The 20,461-nt window shown below is 73.0% G+C and carries 21 protein-coding genes; 9 read left to right on the top strand and 12 right to left on the bottom strand.

Annotated features, from left to right (window positions below; all coding sequences use genetic code 11):
* Window positions 1-75: 75 nt before the first annotated feature.
* From ACFXGN_RS05855 to ACFXGN_RS05840, 4 genes are all read right to left on the bottom strand, one after another.
* On the bottom strand, window positions 76-1,194 hold the full coding sequence (locus tag ACFXGN_RS05855) for an alkene reductase (protein WP_384853948.1): 1,119 nt from the start codon (window positions 1,192-1,194) through the stop codon (window positions 76-78).
* 1 nt (window position 1,195) lies between these two features.
* Window positions 1,196-2,242 (bottom strand): LLM class flavin-dependent oxidoreductase, encoded by a 1,047-nt coding sequence (locus ACFXGN_RS05850; protein ID WP_384853946.1) that lies wholly within the window; start codon window positions 2,240-2,242, stop codon window positions 1,196-1,198.
* A gap of 217 nt (window positions 2,243-2,459) precedes the next feature.
* The gene (locus ACFXGN_RS05845; protein ID WP_384853944.1) at window positions 2,460-3,386 is read right to left on the bottom strand and encodes a zinc-binding dehydrogenase; all 927 of its coding nucleotides are present in this window, start codon (window positions 3,384-3,386) and stop codon (window positions 2,460-2,462) included.
* A 268-nt stretch (window positions 3,387-3,654) separates the two neighbouring features.
* Window positions 3,655-4,419, bottom strand: a complete 765-nt coding sequence (locus ACFXGN_RS05840; protein WP_384853942.1) for a hypothetical protein — start codon at window positions 4,417-4,419, stop codon at window positions 3,655-3,657.
* Window positions 4,420-4,574: 155 nt separating this feature from the next.
* Between ACFXGN_RS05840 and ACFXGN_RS05835 the strand changes: the two genes are divergently transcribed.
* Window positions 4,575-5,180 carry a TetR/AcrR family transcriptional regulator gene (locus tag ACFXGN_RS05835; RefSeq protein WP_384853939.1) on the top strand — a complete coding sequence of 202 codons (606 nt, stop codon included), beginning with the start codon at window positions 4,575-4,577 and terminating at the stop codon, window positions 5,178-5,180.
* A 457-nt stretch (window positions 5,181-5,637) separates the two neighbouring features.
* Here ACFXGN_RS05835 and ACFXGN_RS05830 read toward each other — a convergent pair whose 3' ends face one another.
* On the bottom strand, window positions 5,638-5,997 hold the full coding sequence (locus ACFXGN_RS05830) for a hypothetical protein (protein ID WP_384853936.1): 360 nt from the start codon (window positions 5,995-5,997) through the stop codon (window positions 5,638-5,640).
* A 626-nt stretch (window positions 5,998-6,623) separates the two neighbouring features.
* Between ACFXGN_RS05830 and ACFXGN_RS05825 the strand changes: the two genes are divergently transcribed.
* The 4 genes from ACFXGN_RS05825 to ACFXGN_RS05810 all read left to right on the top strand — a co-directional run bounded on the left by ACFXGN_RS05825 (window position 6,624) and on the right by ACFXGN_RS05810 (window position 11,073).
* The gene (locus tag ACFXGN_RS05825; RefSeq protein WP_384853934.1) at window positions 6,624-7,796 is read left to right on the top strand and encodes a helix-turn-helix domain-containing protein; all 1,173 of its coding nucleotides are present in this window, start codon (window positions 6,624-6,626) and stop codon (window positions 7,794-7,796) included.
* 279 nt (window positions 7,797-8,075) lie between these two features.
* Window positions 8,076-8,264, top strand: a complete 189-nt coding sequence (locus tag ACFXGN_RS05820) for a hypothetical protein (RefSeq protein WP_384853932.1) — start codon at window positions 8,076-8,078, stop codon at window positions 8,262-8,264.
* A gap of 214 nt (window positions 8,265-8,478) precedes the next feature.
* Window positions 8,479-8,892 carry a hypothetical protein gene (locus ACFXGN_RS05815; RefSeq protein ID WP_384853929.1) on the top strand — a complete coding sequence of 138 codons (414 nt, stop codon included), beginning with the start codon at window positions 8,479-8,481 and terminating at the stop codon, window positions 8,890-8,892.
* 996 nt (window positions 8,893-9,888) lie between these two features.
* Window positions 9,889-11,073, top strand: a complete 1,185-nt coding sequence (locus ACFXGN_RS05810; protein ID WP_384853927.1) for a methyltransferase domain-containing protein — start codon at window positions 9,889-9,891, stop codon at window positions 11,071-11,073.
* 318 nt (window positions 11,074-11,391) lie between these two features.
* Here ACFXGN_RS05810 and ACFXGN_RS05805 read toward each other — a convergent pair whose 3' ends face one another.
* A complete protein-coding gene (locus tag ACFXGN_RS05805; protein ID WP_384853924.1) occupies window positions 11,392-12,747 on the bottom strand; it encodes a hypothetical protein in 1,356 nt (451 codons plus the stop codon).
* Between the two features lie 142 nt (window positions 12,748-12,889).
* On the opposite strand from ACFXGN_RS05805, the gene ACFXGN_RS05800 reads away from it, so the two are divergent.
* Window positions 12,890-13,849 carry a D-2-hydroxyacid dehydrogenase family protein gene (locus ACFXGN_RS05800; RefSeq protein WP_384853922.1) on the top strand — a complete coding sequence of 320 codons (960 nt, stop codon included), beginning with the start codon at window positions 12,890-12,892 and terminating at the stop codon, window positions 13,847-13,849.
* Window positions 13,850-14,138: 289 nt separating this feature from the next.
* Here the strand turns inward: ACFXGN_RS05800 and ACFXGN_RS05795 are convergent, their stop codons facing one another.
* From ACFXGN_RS05795 to ACFXGN_RS05780, 4 genes are all read right to left on the bottom strand, one after another.
* Window positions 14,139-14,495 (bottom strand): GntR family transcriptional regulator, encoded by a 357-nt coding sequence (locus tag ACFXGN_RS05795; protein ID WP_351783554.1) that lies wholly within the window; start codon window positions 14,493-14,495, stop codon window positions 14,139-14,141.
* 2 nt (window positions 14,496-14,497) lie between these two features.
* Window positions 14,498-15,457, bottom strand: a complete 960-nt coding sequence (locus ACFXGN_RS05790) for a DUF1648 domain-containing protein (RefSeq protein ID WP_384853919.1) — start codon at window positions 15,455-15,457, stop codon at window positions 14,498-14,500.
* 48 nt (window positions 15,458-15,505) lie between these two features.
* Complete coding sequence (locus tag ACFXGN_RS05785) at window positions 15,506-15,661, bottom strand: hypothetical protein (protein ID WP_384853916.1); 156 nt, start codon at window positions 15,659-15,661, stop codon at window positions 15,506-15,508.
* A 299-nt stretch (window positions 15,662-15,960) separates the two neighbouring features.
* The gene (locus ACFXGN_RS05780; protein ID WP_384853915.1) at window positions 15,961-16,830 is read right to left on the bottom strand and encodes an alpha/beta fold hydrolase; all 870 of its coding nucleotides are present in this window, start codon (window positions 16,828-16,830) and stop codon (window positions 15,961-15,963) included.
* An 885-nt stretch (window positions 16,831-17,715) separates the two neighbouring features.
* Between ACFXGN_RS05780 and ACFXGN_RS05775 the strand changes: the two genes are divergently transcribed.
* A complete protein-coding gene (locus tag ACFXGN_RS05775) occupies window positions 17,716-18,018 on the top strand; it encodes a hypothetical protein (RefSeq protein WP_384853912.1) in 303 nt (100 codons plus the stop codon).
* A 24-nt stretch (window positions 18,019-18,042) separates the two neighbouring features.
* On the opposite strand, the gene ACFXGN_RS05770 is transcribed toward ACFXGN_RS05775, so the two are convergent.
* Entirely contained in the window at window positions 18,043-18,555 is a 513-nt protein-coding gene (locus tag ACFXGN_RS05770) for an NUDIX domain-containing protein (RefSeq protein ID WP_384854532.1), read from the bottom strand.
* Complete coding sequence (locus ACFXGN_RS05765) at window positions 18,555-19,802, bottom strand: XRE family transcriptional regulator (RefSeq protein WP_384853909.1); 1,248 nt, start codon at window positions 19,800-19,802, stop codon at window positions 18,555-18,557. Before ACFXGN_RS05765 ends, ACFXGN_RS05770 begins: the two co-directional genes overlap by 1 nt.
* 204 nt (window positions 19,803-20,006) lie before the next feature.
* Here ACFXGN_RS05765 and ACFXGN_RS05760 point away from each other — a divergent pair, with 204 nt between their 5' ends.
* A complete protein-coding gene (locus ACFXGN_RS05760) occupies window positions 20,007-20,177 on the top strand; it encodes a hypothetical protein (RefSeq protein WP_384853906.1) in 171 nt (56 codons plus the stop codon).
* Window positions 20,174-20,380, top strand: coding sequence for a hypothetical protein (locus ACFXGN_RS05755; RefSeq protein ID WP_384853904.1), 207 nt, complete (start codon window positions 20,174-20,176; stop codon window positions 20,378-20,380). Before ACFXGN_RS05760 ends, ACFXGN_RS05755 begins: the two co-directional genes overlap by 4 nt.
* Window positions 20,381-20,461: the final 81 nt, after the last annotated feature.

Raw genomic sequence — 20,461 nt, 5'->3', positions numbered from 1 at the left:
ATCGTCCGACCTCGCCTGAGGTGGGTCCGCGCGGCGGAAACCGGCCGTGCCCTGCCCTGCCTGTCCTGCCCTGCCTCAGGGGCGGTGGGCAGCGGTCACCGCGGGTTCGCCCGCGGCCCCGTCGTCGGGAGCGAGCGCGGCGTAGTCCGTGTAGCCCCGGGCGCCGCCTTCGTAGAAGTGGGGTGCCCTCGGTTCGTTCAGGGGGGCGCCCCTGCGGCAGCGGGTGACCAGGTCCGGGTTGGCGAGGAAGTCACGGCCGAAGGAGACCAGGTCCGCGCCCGCGCCGAGCGTCCGGGCGGAGGCGGCCCCTCTGTCTCCGTCGCCGGGCGCCGGAGTGACCATGAGGGCCGTCGGCCAGGACTCCCGTACCACCCCGTCCAGCCGGGTGCCCGTCTCGGTGAGGTGCAGATACGCGAGACCGAGCGGGGCGGTCCGGTCGACGAGCGCGGTGTACGTGGTGTGGGGGTCGGTCTCCGTCAGGTCGCCGAAGGTGTTGCCGGGTGAGACGCGCAGGCCGGTCCTGTGGGGTCCGACCGCCTCGGCGACGGCTCGGGTGATCACGGCGGTGAGCCGGGTACGGCCCTCCGCGTCGCCGCCCCAGCGGTCGGTGCGCGGGTTGGCGCCTTCGGCGAGGAACTGGTGGAGCAGGTACCCGTTGGCCGCGTGGATCTCCACGCCGTCCATCCCGGCGGCCGTGGCCCGGCCCGCCGCCCGGACGAAGGCCGCGACCAGGTCCTCGATCCCGCCGTCGGTGAGCGCGTGGGGAACGACGGCGGGCACCCGGCCCGCCCGGGTGTGGACGAGGGCGCGGGCCGCGAGCGCGCCCGGGGCGACCGGGTGGGTGCCCGGCGGCAGGAAGTCCGGGTGGGCGAGCCTGCCCGCGTGCATGAGCTGGAGGAAGATCCGGCCGCCGCGCGCGTGCACGGCGTCCGCGACCGCCGCCCAGCCGTCCTGGTGCGCGTCGGTGAACAGGCCCGGGGCGTCCGGGCCGATGGCGCCGCCGGGGACGGGGTGGGTGCCCTCGGCGACGATGAGCCCGGCCGTGGCCCGCTGGCCGTAGTACTCGGCCATGAGCGCGGACGGGGTGCCGTCCGGGTGCGCGCGGGCGCGGCCCATCGGCGCCATCACCATGCGGTTGGCGAGGGTGAGGTCCCCGAGCCGGACGGGCTCGAAGAGGGCACGGGGGGCGGTCACGTCAGGGCCTTTCGTTCCAGGTGGTGGCGAGGAGTTCGTAGGAGCGCAGGCGGGCGTCGAAGTCCCATGCCTCGCTGAGGATCATCAGTTCGTCGGCGCCGGTGCGGGCCACGAGGGATTCGAGGCCGTGGCGGACGGTGCCGGGGGTGCCGACGTACGACTCGGCGAGCATGGCGTCCACGACCCCCGCCTCCTCGCGGTTCCAGAGCGCGTCGATGTCGTCGACGGGCGGCAGGAACCGCATCTCGCCGCGCAGATGGGTGAGGAACTTCTGCTGGAGCGAGCTGAAGATCCGTACGGCCTCGGTGGCGGTGTCGGCGACGACCGCGTTGGCCGCGACGACCGCGTACGGCTCGGCCAGCGCGGCGGAGGGCCGGAAGGCGGACCGGTACAGGTCCAGGGCCTCGTCGAGCTGCTGCGGCGCGAAGTGCGAGGCGAAGACGAACGGCAGGCCCTCGCGGGCGGCGAGCGCCGCGCCGAAGGTGCTGGAGCCGAGGACGTACACGGGCACGTCGACGCCTTCGCCCGGGATCGCGCGGACCTTGCGGTCGGCGCCGCCGGAACCGTACGCGCCGCCGGAGCCGTCTGCGGCGTCCGTGGCGTCGGCGGCGAGGTATCCGCGCAGCTCCGCGACCTGCTCGGGGAAGTCCGCGCCGCTCTGGTGCTGGCGGCGCAGGGCCCGGGTGGTCCACGGGTCGGTGCCGGGCGCACGCCCGAGACCGAGGTCGATCCGGCCGGGGTGGTACGTGGCGAGGGTGCCGAACTGCTCCGCGACGACGTACGGGGCGTGGTTGGGGAGCATGATGCCGCCCGCGCCGACGCTGATGCGCTCGGTGGCGGCGGCGACCTGGCCGATGATGATCGCGGTCGCGGAGCTGGCCATCGCCCGGGTGTTGTGGTGCTCGGAGATCCAGAAGCGGCGGTAGCCGGACGCCTCGGCCGCGCGGGCCAGTTCGACCGTGTGGCGCAGGGCTTCGGCGGGGCCGTGGCCCGTACGGATCGGGGCGAGGTCGAGAACGGAGAGCGGGACGCTCGGGGAGCGGGGCATGGGGGGCTTCCTGTTTCGGGGTGGGGGTGGGAGTGGGGGACGGGGGGGGCTCTGGGCCGCGGTCGCGGCCCGTGGGGGATGAGGCCCCGGGCGGGGACCCCGTCGTCCTGTGGAGGCGGAGTTCCCGGCGGTGAGGTCCCGGGCCGTGGCCCCGCCCTGCGGGGGCGGGGTTCCGGGTGGTGGTCCCGCCCCCCGGGCGAGGGGGCGGGCGGGCCGGTCAGGGAAGGTCCAGGACGGCCTTGCCGGGCAGACGGCTCTCCCGTACGGACTCGATGGTTCCGGCCGCGTCGGTCCAGTCGCCGCGCCAGGCGAGGTGCGGACGCAGCGCACCGGACGCCAGCTCGGCGGCGAGCCAGGTCAGGTCCGTGTCGATGCCGTCGCCGCTCATCAGGAAGAAGGTGACGATCGACCGGTCGTGGCGCAGCGGGTCGGACAGCAGGGAGCCCGGCTCGAAGACGGCGGCCCCGGAGGAGGCGGCCCCGGCGGTGACCAGGACGCCTCCCTCGCCGAGCGCCCGGTGAGCGGCGACGAGGGTCGCCCCGCCGACGAGGTCGAGCACGCCGTGGACGGGTGCCGCGACCTCGGCGGGGTCGGTGACGACCTCGTGCGCGCCGAGTTCCCGCAGCTCGGCCGCGTGGTCCGGGTTGCGGGCGGCGGCCACCACATGGGCGTCGCCACGGGCCGCGAGCTGTACGGCGAAGCGGCCGACCGCCCCGGCGGAACCGGTGATCAGGACGCGTCGGCCCAGGATCGGGCCGAGCTTGCGCAGGGCGCGCAGCGCGGTCGTGGCCGCGACGGGCAGGGTGCTCATCGGCCCCGGGTCGGCGCCTTCGGGCACGGTGCCGATCAGCGCGGTGTCGACGGCCCGCAGCTCTCCCCAGGCCCCGCTCATTCCCAGGGTGATCACGGGGGTGCCCGCGGCCGGTCCCGAGCCGTCGGCGGCGGCCCGCTCGACCACGCCGGCCGCGTCCCAGCCGATCACCGCGCCCTCGGGCGCGCCGGGGAGCACGTAACGGAACTCGGCCGGGTTCAGGGAGACCGACCGGACGCGGACCAGGGCCTGGTGGGGCGCCGGTACGGGATCGGGCACGTCGGCCGGGCGCAGCCCGCCGGGGACGGAACGGTCGACGATGAGGGCACGCATGAGGGGCCTTTCTGGGGTGGGTGGGGTGAGAGGTGGGGGTGAGGTGAGGTGAGGTGGGGGAGGTGAGGTGGAGCGGGGTGGGGGCTGGGGTGGGGGTCCCGGGCACAGGTCTCGGCGCCGCTTCTCGGCGTGGCCCTGAGCAGCGACTCGTACGTGGTCCCGGGCAGCGCCACGTACGCGGTCCCGGGCAGCGCCTCGGGCGCTCCCCCGGTGGCCGCCCGGCCGGAACGCGCGTTCCGGCCGGGCGGCTTTCACCGTCGTACGGCCGTCAGATCTGCGGCTTCGGGTGCGGCGGGGAGACGTCGAAGGACGAGTGGGCGCCGCCGAGCGCCCGGGACTCGGGCAGCCAGGAGGAGACGATCAGGCTCGTCCGGTCCATCAGCCGCTCCGTGCCGAGCCGCTCGGGGAGGAGGCGGCCGAAGGGCGCGAGGCCCTCCAGGCGCTCCAGACCCCGGGAGACGGCGACGGCCGGGTCGGTGTCGTCGGTCTTCTCGGCGACGGTGAGGATGCCGATCTGCTTCTCCTGCGGCTGGAACATCAGCCAGACACTGGACAGGCCCTGCCGCTCGGCCTCGTCGCGGATCGTCGGCCACACCTGCCCGAGAACTGCTTCGACGCCCGCGTCGGTGTACGCGTAGCGCTCGAAGCGGTTGACGTGGTGGGCGGTGGCCATGGGCTTGAAGTCGTGCGCCCCGGTGACCTTCCAGTAGTGCTTGTCGACGCCGGGGAAGCGGGACCAGAACTTCACGCCGGGCTCCGGGAAGAGCTCCTCGTTGGTGAAGTGGTCGTAGTCGAGCACGTTCTCCCAGGTGTCGAAGAGGTAGCGACCGCCGATGTACTTCACGCCGGTCGCCGGGTCGAAGCGCAGCGGCGTGTACTTGTGCCGCATCCCCGGACGGATGTCCATGTTCGGGCGCTCGCGCTCCAGCATGTCGACGAGGTCCTGCGTGGAGTAACGGTTGTCCAGGGGGAAGTCGGAGGTGAAGGCAGCCTCCGCCTGGATCGGGCCGGTCTGGTAGCCGCGGACGTCCATGGCTGGGTGTTCCTCTCTCGTTTCACGATGCGTACGGGCCCGGAACCATAAGCGGACCGGGCGGTCATGTTTTGAACCGTAGCACAACCGGACCGCACGGTCCGGTTACCTGCGTCACAACATGACCGAATGGTCCGGTTAGGTAGAGTGGGGACATGACCAGAGCCGACGCCGTACGCAACAGACGCCTGCTGGTGGACGCCGCCGCCGCGGAGTTCGCCGAGAACGGCACGGACGTGTCGATCACCCGTATCGCCACCCGCGCCGGGGTGGGCAAGGGCACGGTGTTCCGGCACTTCGACACCAAGGAACAACTGCTCGCCGAGGTCTTCAGCGACCGTCTGGAGGAACTGGTCGCCGTCGGGCGCGGGCTCACCGGGGCGGACGACGCCGGGGCCGCGCTGTTCGAGTTCATGCGGGTGGGCGTCGAGATCCACGTCCGGGACCGCTCGTTCTGCCAGGCCGCCGCCGAGCTCTCGCCCAGCGAGGCCAGCGTCCGCGCCTCCCGCGAGCGCCTCGCCGAGGTCACTGACGCGCTCGTCGCCCGTGCCCGGGAGGCCGGGAGCGTACGCGAGGACGTCACCGGCCTGGACGTCGTCCTGCTCCTCAGCGGCGCCGCGCAGGCCGTGCTGAGCATCGGCGAGAACCCCCGGGGCCCCCTGTGGCAGCGCTACCTCGCCCTGATCGTCGACGGCCTGCGCCCCGAGGGCGCCCACCCCCTGCCCGTCCCGGCCCCGACGCTGGGGGAGTTCACGGGATAGCACGACACCCGGCCGCCGTGGCCCGGGGGCCGTCGCGACCGGGGTGGGCCGCCATGGCTGACGGGGCCTCGGCGTCCTCGCGGTGACGTCCCGGGGTCACCGGCCCCGGGGCTGGGGGACCCGCCGCTGAGGCTGTGTCCTCGGCCACCAGGGCTGTGTCCTCGGCCCCTGGGGCTGGGCCCGGGCCCGACGACGCCTCGGAGCATCCGGAGCGCGCGGCTCATCCGGAGCGCGCGGCCTTTCCCACGTACCCCTTCGCCCTCGGAGTGCGTCGGCGCGCGGCTCCACGCGCGATCGACGGGGACGGCGCCGGGAACCTGCTGCCCGTGCTCCCCCGACGACCGGTCCTCGCGCGGTACGGGGACGGGGCGATCGGCCGACCGTGGCCGGGGGGCCGCACCGTCAGGGGCGACCGGCCGTCAGTGGTCGGGGTTCGGGGGTCGGGGGCGACCGGCCGTCAGTGGTCGGAGTAGCGGAAGTCCCCCACCGTCCAGGCGCTGATGTCTTCCAGGGCCACCCGGTACATTCCGCCGGTCTCCGGGATGCCCACCGTGCCCTGGAGGATGCGGGCGAGGTGGAAGTGCAGATGGGTGGGTGCCCCGGGCTTCCGTTCGGAGGGGCTGAAGACGCAGGAGAACTCCCCGAGGCTGTCCGAGTCCGTCAGGACCTCCGACACGCGCTGTCTCCACAGGGCTTCCGGGGCCAGCCGGCCGGTCAGGACCACGCCTCCCGCGACCACCGTCAGGGACATCTGATTGCTCCGCCCCGACTCCACCGTGGCGGCGATCTCAACGAGCAGTTCGTCAGGCTTCGACATGGAAGCCGATTCTAGGCGCGCTCCCCGGGTTCCCCCAGCGGGCGCCCCCCGGTGCCACCGCTCCCCCGGTCGGGCGTCCCCGCTCGCCGGGCGGCTCCGGTCGGCCCAGCGTGGGGGGACCGGGCGAGCGCCGGGAGGCCGTATGAGCGACTCCGGGCCGGGGCGCGACCCGGCCGAGGGGGTGGACCGGGTCGTCTGCGGGTGTCGTCCCGCCCTACTCGGCAGTGGTCGGCACTGAAAGCGCGCTCGCCGCTGCCCTCGCCCTGTACGGGGGCCCGCGTCGCCGCCCTGGCCGGACCCTCGCTGACACCACGTGGCGGATCGTCAACCCGATGCCTCCCCACGGGTACCACGGTGGGTCAGTGGACATGGGTGCGGAGCGCTGAAACGAGCCGCCGGGTGCCGGGCGGTGGACGACGAGGAGCACCGCTGGCGGATGGGGGTACCTCACCGACAGGGCCCCCACCAGGCGCCACTTGCGCCACTGCGGTCCGTAGTCCCCCTCCGTGCCCCACCGCGCAGCAGCATGAAACGGCCCCGCCCTGTCCCCAACTCCGGGGTGGGGCAGGGCTTCCTGCGTTTTCGGGCCCGTGACGGGACACTTCCGGCAGTCGTACTCTGACCCTATGACTGACGCGGGGAAGAAAGTCAAGGCCGCCCGCAAACTAAGCGGGCTCACCCAACGAGAACTGGCCGCGCACTCGGGCGTATCTCTGTCGACCATCCGGAAGCTGGAGCAGGGCGAGCGGTCGACGGCGCGCATGGAAACGCTGCACGCTCTCGCGCGTGCTCTCCGTGTGGAAACCATGAGCCTGGTGGACGCTCCGAGGGAAGATGGGGCGCCTGCCGAAACACGGGACCTGTGGGCCCCCATGCGTGCCGAACTGCTGCGGCCCCCCACGCAGGAACAGGAAGGGGACACCCCTGCCACCCCTGCCGGAGTCCGAAGGGTTCTCGAACAGGCGGCGGCCCTGTCCCGAGGGGACCAGTTCGCCAAGCTCTCGGCCGTGTTGCCCGCGCTGCTGCGTGACGCGGATACCCTCGGCGAGGAAGGGCGAAGGGTCCGCGTGCAAGTTCTGCAACTCGCTGCGAGCGCACTGACCCACACGCGCCAGTTCGATCTAGCAGAGCTGGCGGTCCGCCGGTCGCTTGCGGATGCGCAGGACCGTTTGGCAGCGTCCGCAAGCGTCAACACTGCTGCGTGGCTGCTGATCCGGCAGGGGCGTCTAGACGAAGCTCTGTCGCTGGCCACCAAATGGGCAGACGACCTAGAGCCGCCCCGCCTCACCCGTGCCTCACCCGCCGAACTCGCCGCATGGGGTTTGCTGCTGCTGCGGGCGGCCGGGGCAGCCGTGCGCAACAACCAGATCGGGGCCGCAGTGGACATGAAGCGGTGGGCGAAAACTGCCGCAACCGCTATTGGGCAAGAGGTTGCGGTCGACCACGAACTCATCCGCACATTCGGGCCAACAACTGTGCGCCTGCTGGCAGTTGAAGATGCAGTTGTCCGTGATCACCCGGACACCGCGCTAACCCTGGCGCGGAAGGTTCCCCTTCTCGGCGTGCGCCCGTGCTCCAGTGTTCAGAATCGCCACGGAATCGATGTGGCCTACGCCCACGCGAAGCTCGGCGGGTTCGCCGAGGCGTTCGGGCAGCTCACCAAAGTCCAAACACGGGCGCCCGAATGGTTCCCTTACCAGACGGCCGCACAGGACGCCCTACGCGCAATCGTTGACGGACGGCGCACCCTCACTCCCGAGATGCGGCACATGGCCGAGACGCTAAACCTTCCCCTGTAGGCGCATGACACTTTCCCACCTTGAGTAGTGGAAGTGCCACAGACAGCGATGTCGTGGCGGTCCTACCTTCGTCGGCATGACCCGACGAAGCCCCGCCGATCGTGCCCGTCGGCGCGCACTTGCCGATGCCGCCACGGGATTATGGCCCGTCCGCCCTTACTCTCCCCCGACCACCGCCCCGCCGCCTTCCGCACCTGCGGAGAGGCCCGAATCCAACCCCGGGGGCGGGCAGTGACACGGGCACGGACCACATGGATTCCCGCCACCGGGAGGTATGCGGTGGACACCAGTGCGGGCACCGGCCGGTACGGCAAGATCGTTCGGCTGGACCACGGGCTGTACGTCCTACGTCCCCCCGGGGGCGGTGCCGAGTGGGCCGCATCCGAGCATTCCCTGCGGGAACCGACGCTCGACGAGGCATCGGACATCCGCACCCTGACCACGCCCGTCCCGACGGACAGGCCGTGACGGCCCCTTCCGTGCGCCGCACGGCCCCCGGAATCGGTGTGGGAGACCGGGTGCGCGTCGGGGGGCGGTGGCGTACGGTCCGTGACCTGCGGACCGTACGGGGACCGTTGGGCGGCGCCTACACCCTGGTGTCCTGGGTGGGTGCGGTCGAGTCGCGGAGCCACCTTGGTCCCGACATGCGGGTGTACGTTCGCCGGGCCCGGCAGGAGGGGCCGTGACGGGCCCGTGGGCGGTGATACTGCCCGCGTACGTCGCCGAGGTGTACGCGGTGGGGCCGGTCGCCGGGACCTGGCTGCCCACGACGTACAGCCTCGGGCGGTTCGAGACGATCTCGCCGAAGCTCGTACTGCGCTGGCTCCGGGGCGAGGCCCTGCGGCTCGCCGACCGGCTCCCGCCCCTCACATACCGCCTGGCGCCACCTGGCCCCAACTGCTCTGAAGAACTGCGGAGTTGGGCAGTGAGCGACAGCGCGGAGACGTACGCACGCGAGACCCTGCGGGCCCGTAGTCCGTTCCGTGCGGAGTTCGCCGACCAGGACTGCACGTACGTTCTGAGTGTCTGGCACAGCACCGCGCGAACCAAGGATGTCCGGGCCCCTCCGTCCCCGGCAGCGCTGTACCCGGAATGAGAAGGAAGACAGGATGTCCCACCGAGCACATGCGCGCGCTCGCGTTCACGCCGACAGGGACGAGATCACCCGGCGGCACACCGAGGGCGAGTTCATAGCGAGGCCGGCACGGGAGCACGGCATCACCTCCCATTGACTGACAGGCCGCTTCGACTTTTTTTTGGGGGGTGCCCCGGCGGAACGCTCCGCCACCCACCCCCGACCAAATGCGGGCTCTCCTGGCCAGGGCGGTCATCGTTCGCCGGTATGTCGTGGTGGGGGATGACGTAGCGCGTCTGGCACGGGAGTACGGCGTCAGCACCCCTTGGATGACACGACGTCCCGCTGAGTGGGGCGCCACTAGACCCCCGCCCCGCCGCATAGGCCCCGTTTCCGTGGACAGTACGGGGCCGCGATCCGCTCTGCGGTAGGGGCGGGCACCACTTCCGCGCCCAGGGATCCCCGAGACCGCCGGTGAACATCACGGTCGGCAGTCTGACGGGCGCGGTCTTCGGCCTGACGGAGCGACGGGCCGAGCGCACTTCCCCGTACCCAATCGGGTCCGGGGCCGACGAGAGAACGGAGAGGGACCATACCCGCAACGACAGAGCCCACCACCGACGAGCCCACCACGGCGGGGCCGACGACCATCGAGCCGACGGGCGAACCGGCGGGCGACGGTGAGCGCCAGGACGACGACCAGGCCGACGCGGACCGCTCGGCGGAACTGATCCTCGCCGCGTAGTCACGCACCGAAATCTTCCGGGACCGGCACTCTGCCGGGGCTCGGTACATCACGCCCGCCCGGCGGTCCCCACGTGGGGACGTGAGACCGCCGGGCGGGTTCTCAGAAAGTCCGAACCGACGAAGGGACACCCTCATGGGTTGGGGAACTGGCAGCGGCGCGAGCGGTGGCGACGGGAAGCACAGCGGGGACAGGGATCCGAGTACGGCGAAGCCGAGTCCGGACACGAACAAGCCGCAGGACCCGCCGAAGCACCGGAAGGAAGAGAAGCAGTGACCTCTGATTCGAGTGATTCGAGCGGAATCCTGCTGCGCGCGCTTCTCGATGAGGTGAGCGGGGAACTCGGCGCGCTGGACCCGCAGACGGCCGGGGCCGCATGGGCGGTCCGGCGACATCGGTTCCTCCCTCCCCGGATCTGGGTCGGCGACGGGTACGAGGTGTGCGACCGGGCGGAGTCCCCGGAAGCGTGGCTGCGTGCCGCGTACGCCGACGCGCCCGCCGTGACCCAGGTCAACGACGGCGAGGACCCCGGGGACGGGGACCGGTGGCCGTCCAGCTCCGCGAGCGCCCCGGAGATCGTGTTCCGGATGTTGAACATGCTGGACGTGCGGCCCGGGCACAGGGTCCTGGAGATCGGCACGGGGACCGGGTGGAATGCCGGGCTGCTGGCCCACATCGCCGGAGCGGGCAAGGTCACGAGCGTGGAAGTCGATGCCGCACTCGCGGCGGAGGCCCGTGACCGGCTGCGCGCGGAAGGGCTCGGCGCGGCCGTCGTCGCCGGGGACGGGGCCGAGGGGTACGCGGCCGACGCCCCGTACGACCGGCTCATCGCCACCTGCGCCGTGCGGACCGTCCCCCGTCCGTGGCTCACGCAGGTGAGACCCGGGGGCGTCATCCTCACCCCGTGGGACACGCCGTGGACCTGCTACGGGCTGCTCCGCCTCACCGTGGACGACACGGGCACGTCGGCGTCGGGGCCGTTCTCCCCCCACTCGGCGTTCATGCTCATGCGGAACCAGCGCGCGCACCTGCGGCTGTTCCGGGACGTCGTGCGCGACGAGCACCAGCCCGACGAGTCCGAGACGACACAGGCCCCCTGGGACGTGGCCCGTGACGATCTCAACGCGCAATTCGCCCTCGGCCTGCAACTCCGGGACGTGTGGCACACGTGGCACGAGAACCCCGGCGTGGACGGGGTGGAAACCCGGCTGTGGGTCGCCACCACCGACGCCACGTCATGGGCCGCCGTGGACTTCGACGGAAAGAACGAGAACCGGTTCACCGTCTGGCAGCACGGCCCCCGCCGCCTGTGGAACGAAGTGGAAGCCGCGTACGCCTGGTGGCTGCTGCACGACCGACCCGGTCCCGAGCGGTTCGGGCTCACCCTGACCGCCACGGGAGAGACGCCGTGGCTCGACTCACCGGAACAACCCGTCCCAGCGGGCGGACCCGAGTAGCGACACCCACCCCACCCCGGTACGACACGCCCCCCCGCTTCCGCCGTACCGGCCGTGGTGCCCCGCCCGACCCCGCAAGCGGCGAGGGTGCCGCCCCCCTGCCCCGTCCGCGTGCTACCCCCTGGTGCGCGGGCGGGGCCTTTCCGCATGAGGCACGGACGCGCGTCCGTGGGCCGATCCGAGGACCGCCCATGTTCCCCCGCTGTACCGCCCACCGCAGAATGCCGTACATCAAGCTTCTGACCGCCCTCAAGGCCGCCGGGGCGGCAGAGACGGAGTACCCGGCCCACGTCGATGCGGTGGCGCCCGGTCACCCCGCTAGCGCGGCGGTGTTCCCGGGTCGTCCGGCGCGGGTCCGGGTCCCTGGTCCGCACCCGGCCCCGGCTCCCGCTCCGGTTCCGGCTCCGGCTCCGCCAGGAACGCGGTCACCGCGAGGGCGAAGAGGAGGGCGAGGGCGAGGCCCAGGACGACCCAGCCGGTGGGGTGGGGCCAGAAGACGCAGGCCACGGCCGCCGCCGCGACCAGCAGCCAGGTGATCCAGGCGCGGTGGCGGCGGACGAAGGGCCCCACCGGGCCGGTGCGCAGGCCCGCGCGGTCGGCGAAGGAGCGGGCGGCGGAGGCGCCCGCGCCCCCCAGCCCCCGGAGGAGGACGGCGGGGCGGCTCGGGCCGGAGAGCCAGGCCGCGAGGGCGATCAGGACGCCCAGGGACGCGAACACCCGCACCGAGGTGCGGAGGTAGCGGACCAGGGTGTCGTAGACGGCGCCCGCCGCCGCCGGGGAGACCCCGTTCGGAAGGGCGTTGAGATAGACCGTACGGAAGACGGTGAGCGCCGCGCCGAGGACGAGGGCCGCGAGGGCGACGCCGAGGGCGGCCACGACCAGGGTGCGGCGCCTGCGGACCGCGAGGAGCACGCCTCCGGCGACCAGCAGCACCGCGACCACCGGCAGCCAGACGCCCATCGCCTGGAGCAGGGCGAAGAGGGTCTTGACCTTCCCGATGTCGTCGGCCTGGAGGACCGTGAAGTCGGTGTGGATCTCGGGGATCTTCCCGGCGACGGTGAGACCGGAGTCGACGAGACGGGCCTTGACCTGGTCGATCACCGGCGCCAGATCGATGGTGACCTTGTCCGTGCCGATCTTCACGGCGCCGTTGTCGTCGCCGGTCAGGGCCCGGTCGAGGGAGGTGTGGACGGCCCGGTTGGCGTCGGTCCAGATGGTCTCGAAGGCCGGGGACGCGACGACGTCCTGCGCCCGGTCGTGGACGAAGCTGCGGACGGCGCTCTCCAGCGAGCCGCCGAGCTTGCCGAGCGCCTTCTCGACCAGGGGCCGCTGGTCGGGGGCGACGCCCTCCAGCAGGGAGGCCAGGTCGATGTGGTCCATGACGGCGCCGGTCACCCGGTCGGCGACGGCCGCCTGGACGGCGGGGTCGGAGGCGAGCGGGGCGACCGTCCTCACGTACCGGTCGGTGTCGCCGACGATGTCGGAGGTCCAGGAGGCGACGAGCCCGAGGGGGACGAGGACGCAGCCGAGGACGACGAGCAGGGCGGCGAAGAACGACCGGACGCGGTGGTGGGACGGCGGCGCGGTCCCGCCGCCCCCTTCCAGGGCGGCCACCCTGGCGCGGAGGGCGGCCAGTTCGTCACCGGCGTCGGCACCGTCGTCCACGGCGGCCATGGCATCCACTCCTCGCACCCGAAATATGACAGGTCGGGGCAATTCTCCGGGCCTGGTGTCCTCCTGTCGCTCCGGGCGGAGCGATCGGACGACCGGCGGGCGGGCCCTACCCGCCCGGCGCCCAGTGCGCGATCATGCGGGCATGAAGCTGCGCTGCGCCGTACTCGACGACTACCAGGGCGCCGCCCTGACCTCCGCCGACTGGGGGCCGCTCGCGGACCGGGTCGAGGTGCGGGTGCTGCGGGAGCACCTGGCCGACCGGGACGCGCTGGTCGCCGCCGTCGCGGACTGCGAGGTCCTCGTCGTCATGCGGGAGCGGACCCCGCTCGACGCCGCGCTCCTGGAGCGGCTCCCCCGGCTCCGGCTCGTCGTCACCTCCGGGATGCGGAACGCCTCCGTGGACGTGACCGCCGCCCGCGCGCGCGGGATCACCGTCTGCGGCACCGCCAGCGGTTCGGAGCCGCCCGCCGAACTGACCTGGGCGCTGCTCCTCGGTCTGGCCCGGCACGTTCCGGCGGAGGCCCGGTCGCTGCGCGGGGGCGGGCCCTGGCAGTCGACCGTCGGCGCCGATCTGGCGGGCCGGACCCTGGGGCTCGTGGGGCTCGGCAAGATCGGCGCCCGGGTGGCGAGGGTCGGCCTCGCCTTCGGCATGGAGGTGCGGGCGTGGAGCCCGAACCTGACGGAGGAGCGGGCCGCCGAGCACGGCGTGGGGTACGTGGGGGACCGGCGGGAGCTGTTCGCGGGCGCCGACTTCGTCTCGCTGCACCTGGTGCTCTCGGAGCGGACGCGCGGGCTGGTCGGGGAGCCGGAGCTGCGGGCGATGCGCCCGCACGCGTATCTCGTCAACACCTCGCGGGCGGGGCTCGTGGACGGCGGGGCGCTGCTGCGGGCGCTGCGGGAGGGGTGGATCGCGGGGGCGGGCCTCGACGTCTTCGAGACGGAGCCGCTGCCGCTGGACGACCCCCTGCGCTCCCTGCCGAACGTGCTCGCGCTGCCGCACCTGGGCTATGTGACGGAGGGGAACTACGGACGGTACTTCGGCCAGGCGGTGGAGGACATCGAGGCGTTCCTGGCGGGGACGCCGGTACGGGAACTGGCCTGAGGACGGGGGGCGGGATTGCCCGTACGGGTAGGAGCGGGAGCGCCCGGGGCGGGATTGCCCGTACGGGTACGGGCGGGAGTGCCGGGGGCGGGATGCCCGTAGGGGTACGACCCCGAGAACCGGGGCGGGGCGCCCGTACCCGTACGGGCACCCGTAGGGGCGCGACCCCAGGGCCCGGGCCCGTACGGGTGTGGACACCGGGGGCGCGGCGCCCCTGCCCGTACGGCTCTGAAGACCAGGGGCGGGGTGCCCGTACGGCCTCCGGTGCCCCCCGGCGGGACGCCCCCCGTCAGTCCAGGCTCGTACGGGCCAGTTCCAGGAACTCCTCGGCCGTCAGACCGAGCCCCCGGGCGTCGGCCGCCGCCTCGCGGAGGCGGGAGACGAGCCGGGCGCGGTCGGGGGCGGTGGCGCCGGGGACGATGACGGCCCCCCGGCCCCGGCGCAGTTCGATCAGGCCCTCCTCGCGCAGCCGCTGGTACCCGCGCAGGACGGTGTGGACGTTGACGCCGAGGGAGTCGGCGAGTTCCCGGGCGGCCGGGAGGCGCTCGCCGGGCGCGGCGGAGCCGTCGGCGAGGGCGCCCCGGACACAGGCGGCGATCTGGTCGCCGAGGGGCGCGGCGGAGGCCGGGTCGACACGGAAGAGCACGGTCAGACCTTCCCATGGCGCTCGGCGAGCGTGTTGAGGAGGGCGGCGGCGGTGGCCGCGTCGGGGACGGTGACCGCGAACTCCCGGCCGCTGTCCCGCCGTACGACCAGGGCTTCGCCGGTACGGACGATGACGCCCGTGCGGTGGGCCCGGACGCGGTAGCCCCAGCCGCCGAACTCGCTCAGGACGGCGGCCGTGTCGAGCGTGCGGACGGCCGCCCCGGCGACCTCGTCGAGCGGGATGCGGACGCGCGGCCGGGCGAACAGCGCGGACCGCACGGTGAGACCGCGCCGGTCGACGCTGACCCTGACCCGGGCGAGGGCCAGGCCCGGCAGTCCGACGAGGAGGCCGAGCAGTCCGAGGAGGGCGCCGGGCCAGGGGGCGAGGAGCAGGACGAAGGGGGTCGCGGCCAGGGCGAGCGCCGCGAGGACGGTCAGGGTGCGGGAGGCGGTGGCGCGGGACCAGCCCGCGATCTCGCTCGCGCCGAGCGGCAGCCGGAGCGCGTCCGGGCCTGCGGCGGCCCCGGTCGGGGCGGCCCGGGGGACGGTCCGGGTCAGCGCCAGGCCGACGAGCCCGAAAAGGACGGCGGCGGCCAGGGCGAGCAGCGGGTCGGCGAGGGAGGACTCGACGAGGGCGGGGTCGGTGGCGTCCAGGTTGTCCCGGACGAGCAGGACGAGGAGCGCGCCGGTGAAGCCCGCGGTGGCCCAGGCGCCCCAGAGCGAACCGCGCTGGACGAGGGCGGTCCAGCCCGCGCCGAGCACGAGGAGCAGGGCCGTGCTGACGAGGGCGAAGGCGGTACGGCCGGTGAAGCCGTCGGGGCGCCCGCCGTCCAGGCCGAAGTGGGTGGCGAGGGGGTCGGGGAGCTGGTCCCACCGGAGGGCGAGGAGCAGCAGGTAGCCGGTCACGGCGAGGACGAAGGGCAGTGCGGTGAGGGCACGGAGACGAGGTGCGGCGCGGTGCATGAGACCTCCTTTGTTCGCACCAGGATAGAACAACTTGTTCGTACTTCGCTAGAACAAGTCGATCGGTTGTCGAGACGGGGCGACTTCGTCGACGGCGAGGGGGAGGACGGGGGCGGCGACGGGGACGGGGACGGCGAGGGTGACGGCGGTGACTTCGTAGACGGCGACGGCGAACCCGCCGACCTCAGCAGCCGCAGGACCCATGCCGCCGGGACCGCCGCCGCCCGCCCGCCAGGTGTCGCCGCCCGCACCGACACCCGCAGCGGCCCCGGCACCCGTACCCGCACCGGCGGACGGCTCCCGGGCCCCGGGCTCCCTGAGCGGGGCCCCGGAAACGCCGACGCGGCGACCGCCGTGAAGGCGATCGCCGCGAAGAGGGGGAGCTGTCCGGACCGGACGGGAAGGAACCGGCACCCGGCACCCGGCACCCACCCATCGGGCGGAGCCACCGGCCGGGCAGGGCCACCGGTCAGGCAGGGCCGCCAGGCGGGCGGGCCCGTTCCTCAGGCGTCCGCGAGCGACGCGCGCAGGGCCTCCGCGAACTCCGCCGGGGCGCCCTGCTGCCCGAACTCGCCGCCCAGGAAGCCGCCGTGGTGGCTGGGGTAGACGGCGAGGGGGACGCCGATGCCCTCGGCGATGGCGACCGCCGCCCGCGCGGCCAGGGTGTTCTCGGACTCCTTGCCCGCGGCGACGACGATCCGGGTCGGCGTGGCCAGCAGGGCGGGGAAGTCGGGGAGGTAGGAGGTGCAGCCCCGCATGTTCTGGCCGAGCAGCGGGTCGTCGCGCGAGCCGTCGTCCTCGGTGGGCAGGCCGAAGGCGTCCGGGGAGGGCGCGGGCTCCTCGGCCCAGTTCGCCGGGATCGGGCCCGTACGGCTGGTCAGCGCGATGAACTTGGCCATCGCGGCGCCCCAGCCCTCCCGCAGATAGGTGGCGTGGACGTCCGCGCAGCTCGCGAGGGCCTCCACCCGGTCCGGGACGACCTGGGCGCTCGGCGGCTCGTGCGCGACGAGGGTGTGGACGAGGTCGCCGCGCCCGGCGACGAGGGCGAGGGAGTTGATGGCGCCGCCGCTGCTCGCGAAGATGTCGACGGGTCCGGCGCCGAGTGCCTCGATCAGCCGGACCAGGTCGTCGGCGTGCTCGTCGGGGAGGTTCTCGGCGGCGCCGTCGGTGCGCTCGCTGCGGCCCGCCCCGCGCGGGTCGTACGTCACCACCGTGCGGTCCGTGAAGTGCGAGGCCAGCGAGACGAAGCCGGACGCGTCCATGGGGGAGCCGATCATCAGCAGGGGACGGGGGTCCGTCCCGGTGCCGGGGCGGACGTCGTAGCGAAGGGTCGCACCGACGGTGTCCAGGGTGCGGGTGTCGGTCTCGGCCATGATGTTCTCCTCCGTGGTGAGCCAGTCATGGGGTAGACGGCCGGGCCCACCAGAACTCATCGGTCACGCGCCGGGCAAAAAACTCTCATCAGGTCGACGACGTCTTCGTGCGCGGCCACCGACACCTGGTCAGCACGCAGGCGGTCGCACTCCCACTGTTCCGCCTCCGAGCACCCGCACCAGTGGGCCACTCGACACCGGCAGACACGCCGTCGGCTACAACGCCCCTCCCGCCGTCGGCATTCACGGCGTCGTCCGAAACCGCCGAGCACCCAGCCACGCCCGAGGACCTCAGCCACGGAAAGCGCGCCACGGCGGCGGGAGAGCCGGACGGCCATCCGCCACGTATGCCTCCATCAGCCACACCCGGCATCAGCCACGCTTCCCTGTAGCGGCGAGCACCCCGAGACGGCCGTCGGCCGACCACGGTGCCCCGTTCACCGGCTGCCCGGCGGGCGGGAGGTGAGGCGGGGCACTTTGCCTATAAAGACAGCGGAACCCCGACACCACCCTCACCTGCAGAGACCTCAAGATCACCTTGCAGTCCTGCAATCCACTCATGCAGAACTGAATAAAAGAAAACCCAAGTCATTGATCGAGAATGCATGACTGCATAACATGGCACCGCTGAATGAAACCCCATGTCAGCGCGAGCGTCTCATTCACCCCTGGAGGTAGCCTGTGCACGCGGCCCGGCGAGTCACACGACTCGAAACTGTCAACCGCAGCACCGGCGAGGTCCAGGACCTCACCGTGCACTCGTCGGTCCAGGCCGCCGCTGGTCTGTTCTTCCGAGGAGGAGGGTTCACCACCATGGGATACGACGCACACCAGGCCCTTGCCGATGCCCCCCTCAGTGTCTCGGCATACAAGCTGTTCCATAAGATGAGCGCCCTGCAGAACCGCAAGGACCACGGTCTCGTCCGCGTCGAGAGTCAGGCCAAGTTCGCCGAGCAGTGCGGCATGTCCCAGCCATCCGTCTCGCGCGGTCTCAGGCAGCTCGCGGAGAACGGCTTCATCTACCCCGACGGGCGCGACTGGCGTATCCGTGCCGACTTCTTGTTCAACGGCAACGGCGCCGCGCAGACACAAGCCGTGCGGAACATCCCCGAAGACGTCCCCGACCCGTACGCGGCCGACCGGTCCACGGATCTCACCATCATCAGAGGCGGCGACGGCTCCGCCTGATCCCCCTGGCTGCCCGCCTCGGCGTCACCAGATCTCCCTGCCGTCGCGCAGGTACTTCGGGCGCCCGTGGCGGAGCGCGTCCATCGCCGCCGTCAGCCTGCGGCGCATCCGCTCCCGCACCAGCGTCAGCGCCGTCTCCACGGGCACGAACCGGGCCTCCGAGAGTTCCTCGTCCCGCGGGCTCAGCCCGTGCGGGAGATCCACGGTGCCGCCGTCGAAGATGAACGCGATCTGGTCGTCCCACGGTCCGTGCGAAGCGACCCAGTCGACGACCAGAAGCCCGTGCAAGGTGACCTCCAGGCCCAGTTCCTCGCGCAGTTCGCGGCCCACCGCCTCCTCCGGCGGCTCGTTCGCCTCGACCATCCCGCCCGGGAGGTCCCACCCCTGCTTGTAGGTGGGGTTCACGACCAGCACCCGCCCGGCCGAATCCCTCAGCAGCACGTCGGCCGCGACCCGCTTGCGGGCCTGGTTGGCGTTGCCCTCGGCGAGGTGGGCGTCCCAGACGTCGGGGTCGTCGGGCGTGGGCGTGGGGCTCATCATGCGCGTGCGCCTTCCCCGGGGGAGAGGATGTCCGCCAGCAGCAGCGTTCTCACCCGCCGAGCGTCGTCGAATCTCACCAGGTAGTCCTGAACGGGCGCGTAACCCTTGTGCGGCTCCAAAAGTCGGCGCAATCCGTCGAGTTGACGGATGAAGCGGACGGACCCGAGGGTGGAGCTGGTGCCGAGCAGGTCGTGGCCCACGCTGAGGGCGGCGTCGAGGTCGCCTCTGCGGAGAAGGATGTCCACGAGTGTGATCCGGCTGAGCGCGAGCGACCGCGTACGGTCCGCGCCCCGCAGCCTCACGGCTTCCTCGGCGCTGGCGAGGGCTTCCGTGTACTCGCCGAGGTCGCGCAGGGCCATGGCCGCCTCGCCGGCCATACGACCGGCGTCGAACGGACTGAGCCACGGGTGGACGGAGTCGGCGGAGGCGTCGAGAGCGCGGCGCGCCAGTCCGAGGGCGTGGGCAGCGGCGGCACGCTGACGTCCGGCGGCCAGGGCACGGGCCCGCATGGTGTGCAGCCGAGCCGTGAGAGAGGGAATTCCCGGCCCCCGGCCGACGAGGTCGAGACCCGTACGCGCCCAGAGCACCGCACCCGGCACGTCACCGGTCTGGAGCGCGAGGTGGCTTCTCGACGCGGTGATGTGCGCGGCCAACGGGAGGTCACCGGAGGTGCGGGCCAGGGGCAGGGCGCGGGTGAAGTGCTGTTCGGCGAGGGTGTCGTGGCCCGAGTCGTGCGCCATCCACCCGGCCATTTCGGTCAGGGCCCCGGCGGCGGCGAACACCTGGGGCCGACCGTCCTCGACGAGGCGTGCGGCCACATGTTCACTGAGGTGACGTACGACAGCCCCGTACAGGCGCCCGCCGCCGGTCTGCCGGTCAGCACTTCGGAAGGCGTCCATGGCCGCGAGGTCGTCCCCGTGCGGCGCCCGCTGCGGGCGGAACTCGGCGACGGCGGGTTCCCAGGAGCGTCGGGCCAGCCCGAGCAGATGGCCGGGAAGACGGAAGGCGTCGGCGATCTGCTCGAAGAGGCTCAGTCTCTCGACCCGGCTCTTGCCGTTCATGTAGTCGTAGAGCCGCCCCTGGGTGATGTCGACGACCGCCGCGATGCGCCGGGTGCTGACCCCCCGGTGGTTGAGCAACCGGAAGAGGGTCCCCATGTCGCGCTCGGCGCAGGCCGCGAGTAACCGGGGGTCGTCGAGAAGCCCCGCGACGACCTCGCGCGGGTCCTGCGTGTGGCGGTTCATCGATCCGTCCTCCCTGCCGGGCGCTGCTCGGATGCTACGGGCCGCAACCGTGGCGTGACTCCGTCTCGGGGTCACCTTCCGGGGTCACCTCGGTGGCCGCCCGCGCCGTTGACTGGCCGCACACCGTCCGGGTGCGGGCCGCTGCACCGGGTTCCCCCACCGGCCCGGACGGCTGTCGAGTCCATCGATGGCAGGAGCAAGGCGATGACCACCCTCCCCCGCCGCACGCCCGGCGCCACCGGGCACAGGCACGCGGACCCGGAACCACGGTTCGGCACGCCGAGCCGTGAGCTGCGCAAGCGGGCGGCCGGGGGCTGGGAGAGATTCATGCGGCGCTTCGCCGACGAACGGCCCGACGAGGAGAGTGGGACGTGAACGCCGCCGACCACTCCGGGTACGAGCGGCACCCGCTGCTGAACCAGAGGGTCCGCGACACCGCGAGCCGGGGTGAGGGCGAGTTGATGGCGGTCACGCACGAGCTGCACAGCGACGGTCGCGTCGTCCGCGTCGCCCACGTCCGCCCGGCCAATGGCGTCGAGTGGTCCACCGCCCTCGACAACCTCCGCCCGGCCCGGTGAGCCCGTTCTCACTCGGGTGGCGCCGACGCCCGCCGCTCGGCTGATCCCGCTGCCGACGGGGAGCCCTGGACTTGACGAGAC

It is taken from the genome of Streptomyces sp. NPDC059247, assembly GCF_042754005.1.
Lineage (GTDB): Bacteria > Actinomycetota > Actinomycetes > Streptomycetales > Streptomycetaceae > Streptomyces.
This window is presented reverse-complemented; position numbering and strand designations above follow the sequence as displayed.

Bases quoted from the DNA above. Each gene is read 5' to 3' on its own strand.
- ACFXGN_RS05760 (WP_384853906.1), top strand. From the start codon at position 20,007: ATGACCACCCTCCCCCGCCGCACGCCCGGCGCCACCGGGCACAGGCAC.
- ACFXGN_RS05840 (WP_384853942.1), bottom strand. From the start codon at position 4,419: ATGGACGTCCGCGGCTACCAGACCGGCCCGATCCAGGCGGAGGCTGCC.
- ACFXGN_RS05775 (WP_384853912.1), top strand. From the start codon at position 17,716: ATGAGCGCCCTGCAGAACCGCAAGGACCACGGTCTCGTCCGCGTCGAG.
- ACFXGN_RS05780 (WP_384853915.1), bottom strand. From the start codon at position 16,830: ATGGCCGAGACCGACACCCGCACCCTGGACACCGTCGGTGCGACCCTT.
- ACFXGN_RS05805 (WP_384853924.1), bottom strand. From the start codon at position 12,747: ATGGCCGCCGTGGACGACGGTGCCGACGCCGGTGACGAACTGGCCGCC.
- ACFXGN_RS05850 (WP_384853946.1), bottom strand. From the start codon at position 2,242: ATGCCCCGCTCCCCGAGCGTCCCGCTCTCCGTTCTCGACCTCGCCCCG.
- ACFXGN_RS05785 (WP_384853916.1), bottom strand. From the start codon at position 15,661: ATGGGTCCTGCGGCTGCTGAGGTCGGCGGGTTCGCCGTCGCCGTCTAC.
- ACFXGN_RS05825 (WP_384853934.1), top strand. From the start codon at position 6,624: ATGACTGACGCGGGGAAGAAAGTCAAGGCCGCCCGCAAACTAAGCGGG.
- ACFXGN_RS05790 (WP_384853919.1), bottom strand. From the start codon at position 15,457: ATGCACCGCGCCGCACCTCGTCTCCGTGCCCTCACCGCACTGCCCTTC.
- ACFXGN_RS05765 (WP_384853909.1), bottom strand. From the start codon at position 19,802: ATGAACCGCCACACGCAGGACCCGCGCGAGGTCGTCGCGGGGCTTCTC.
- ACFXGN_RS05770 (WP_384854532.1), bottom strand. From the start codon at position 18,555: ATGAGCCCCACGCCCACGCCCGACGACCCCGACGTCTGGGACGCCCAC.
- ACFXGN_RS05830 (WP_384853936.1), bottom strand. From the start codon at position 5,997: ATGTCGAAGCCTGACGAACTGCTCGTTGAGATCGCCGCCACGGTGGAG.
- ACFXGN_RS05800 (WP_384853922.1), top strand. From the start codon at position 12,890: ATGAAGCTGCGCTGCGCCGTACTCGACGACTACCAGGGCGCCGCCCTG.
- ACFXGN_RS05845 (WP_384853944.1), bottom strand. From the start codon at position 3,386: ATGCGTGCCCTCATCGTCGACCGTTCCGTCCCCGGCGGGCTGCGCCCG.
- ACFXGN_RS05835 (WP_384853939.1), top strand. From the start codon at position 4,575: ATGACCAGAGCCGACGCCGTACGCAACAGACGCCTGCTGGTGGACGCC.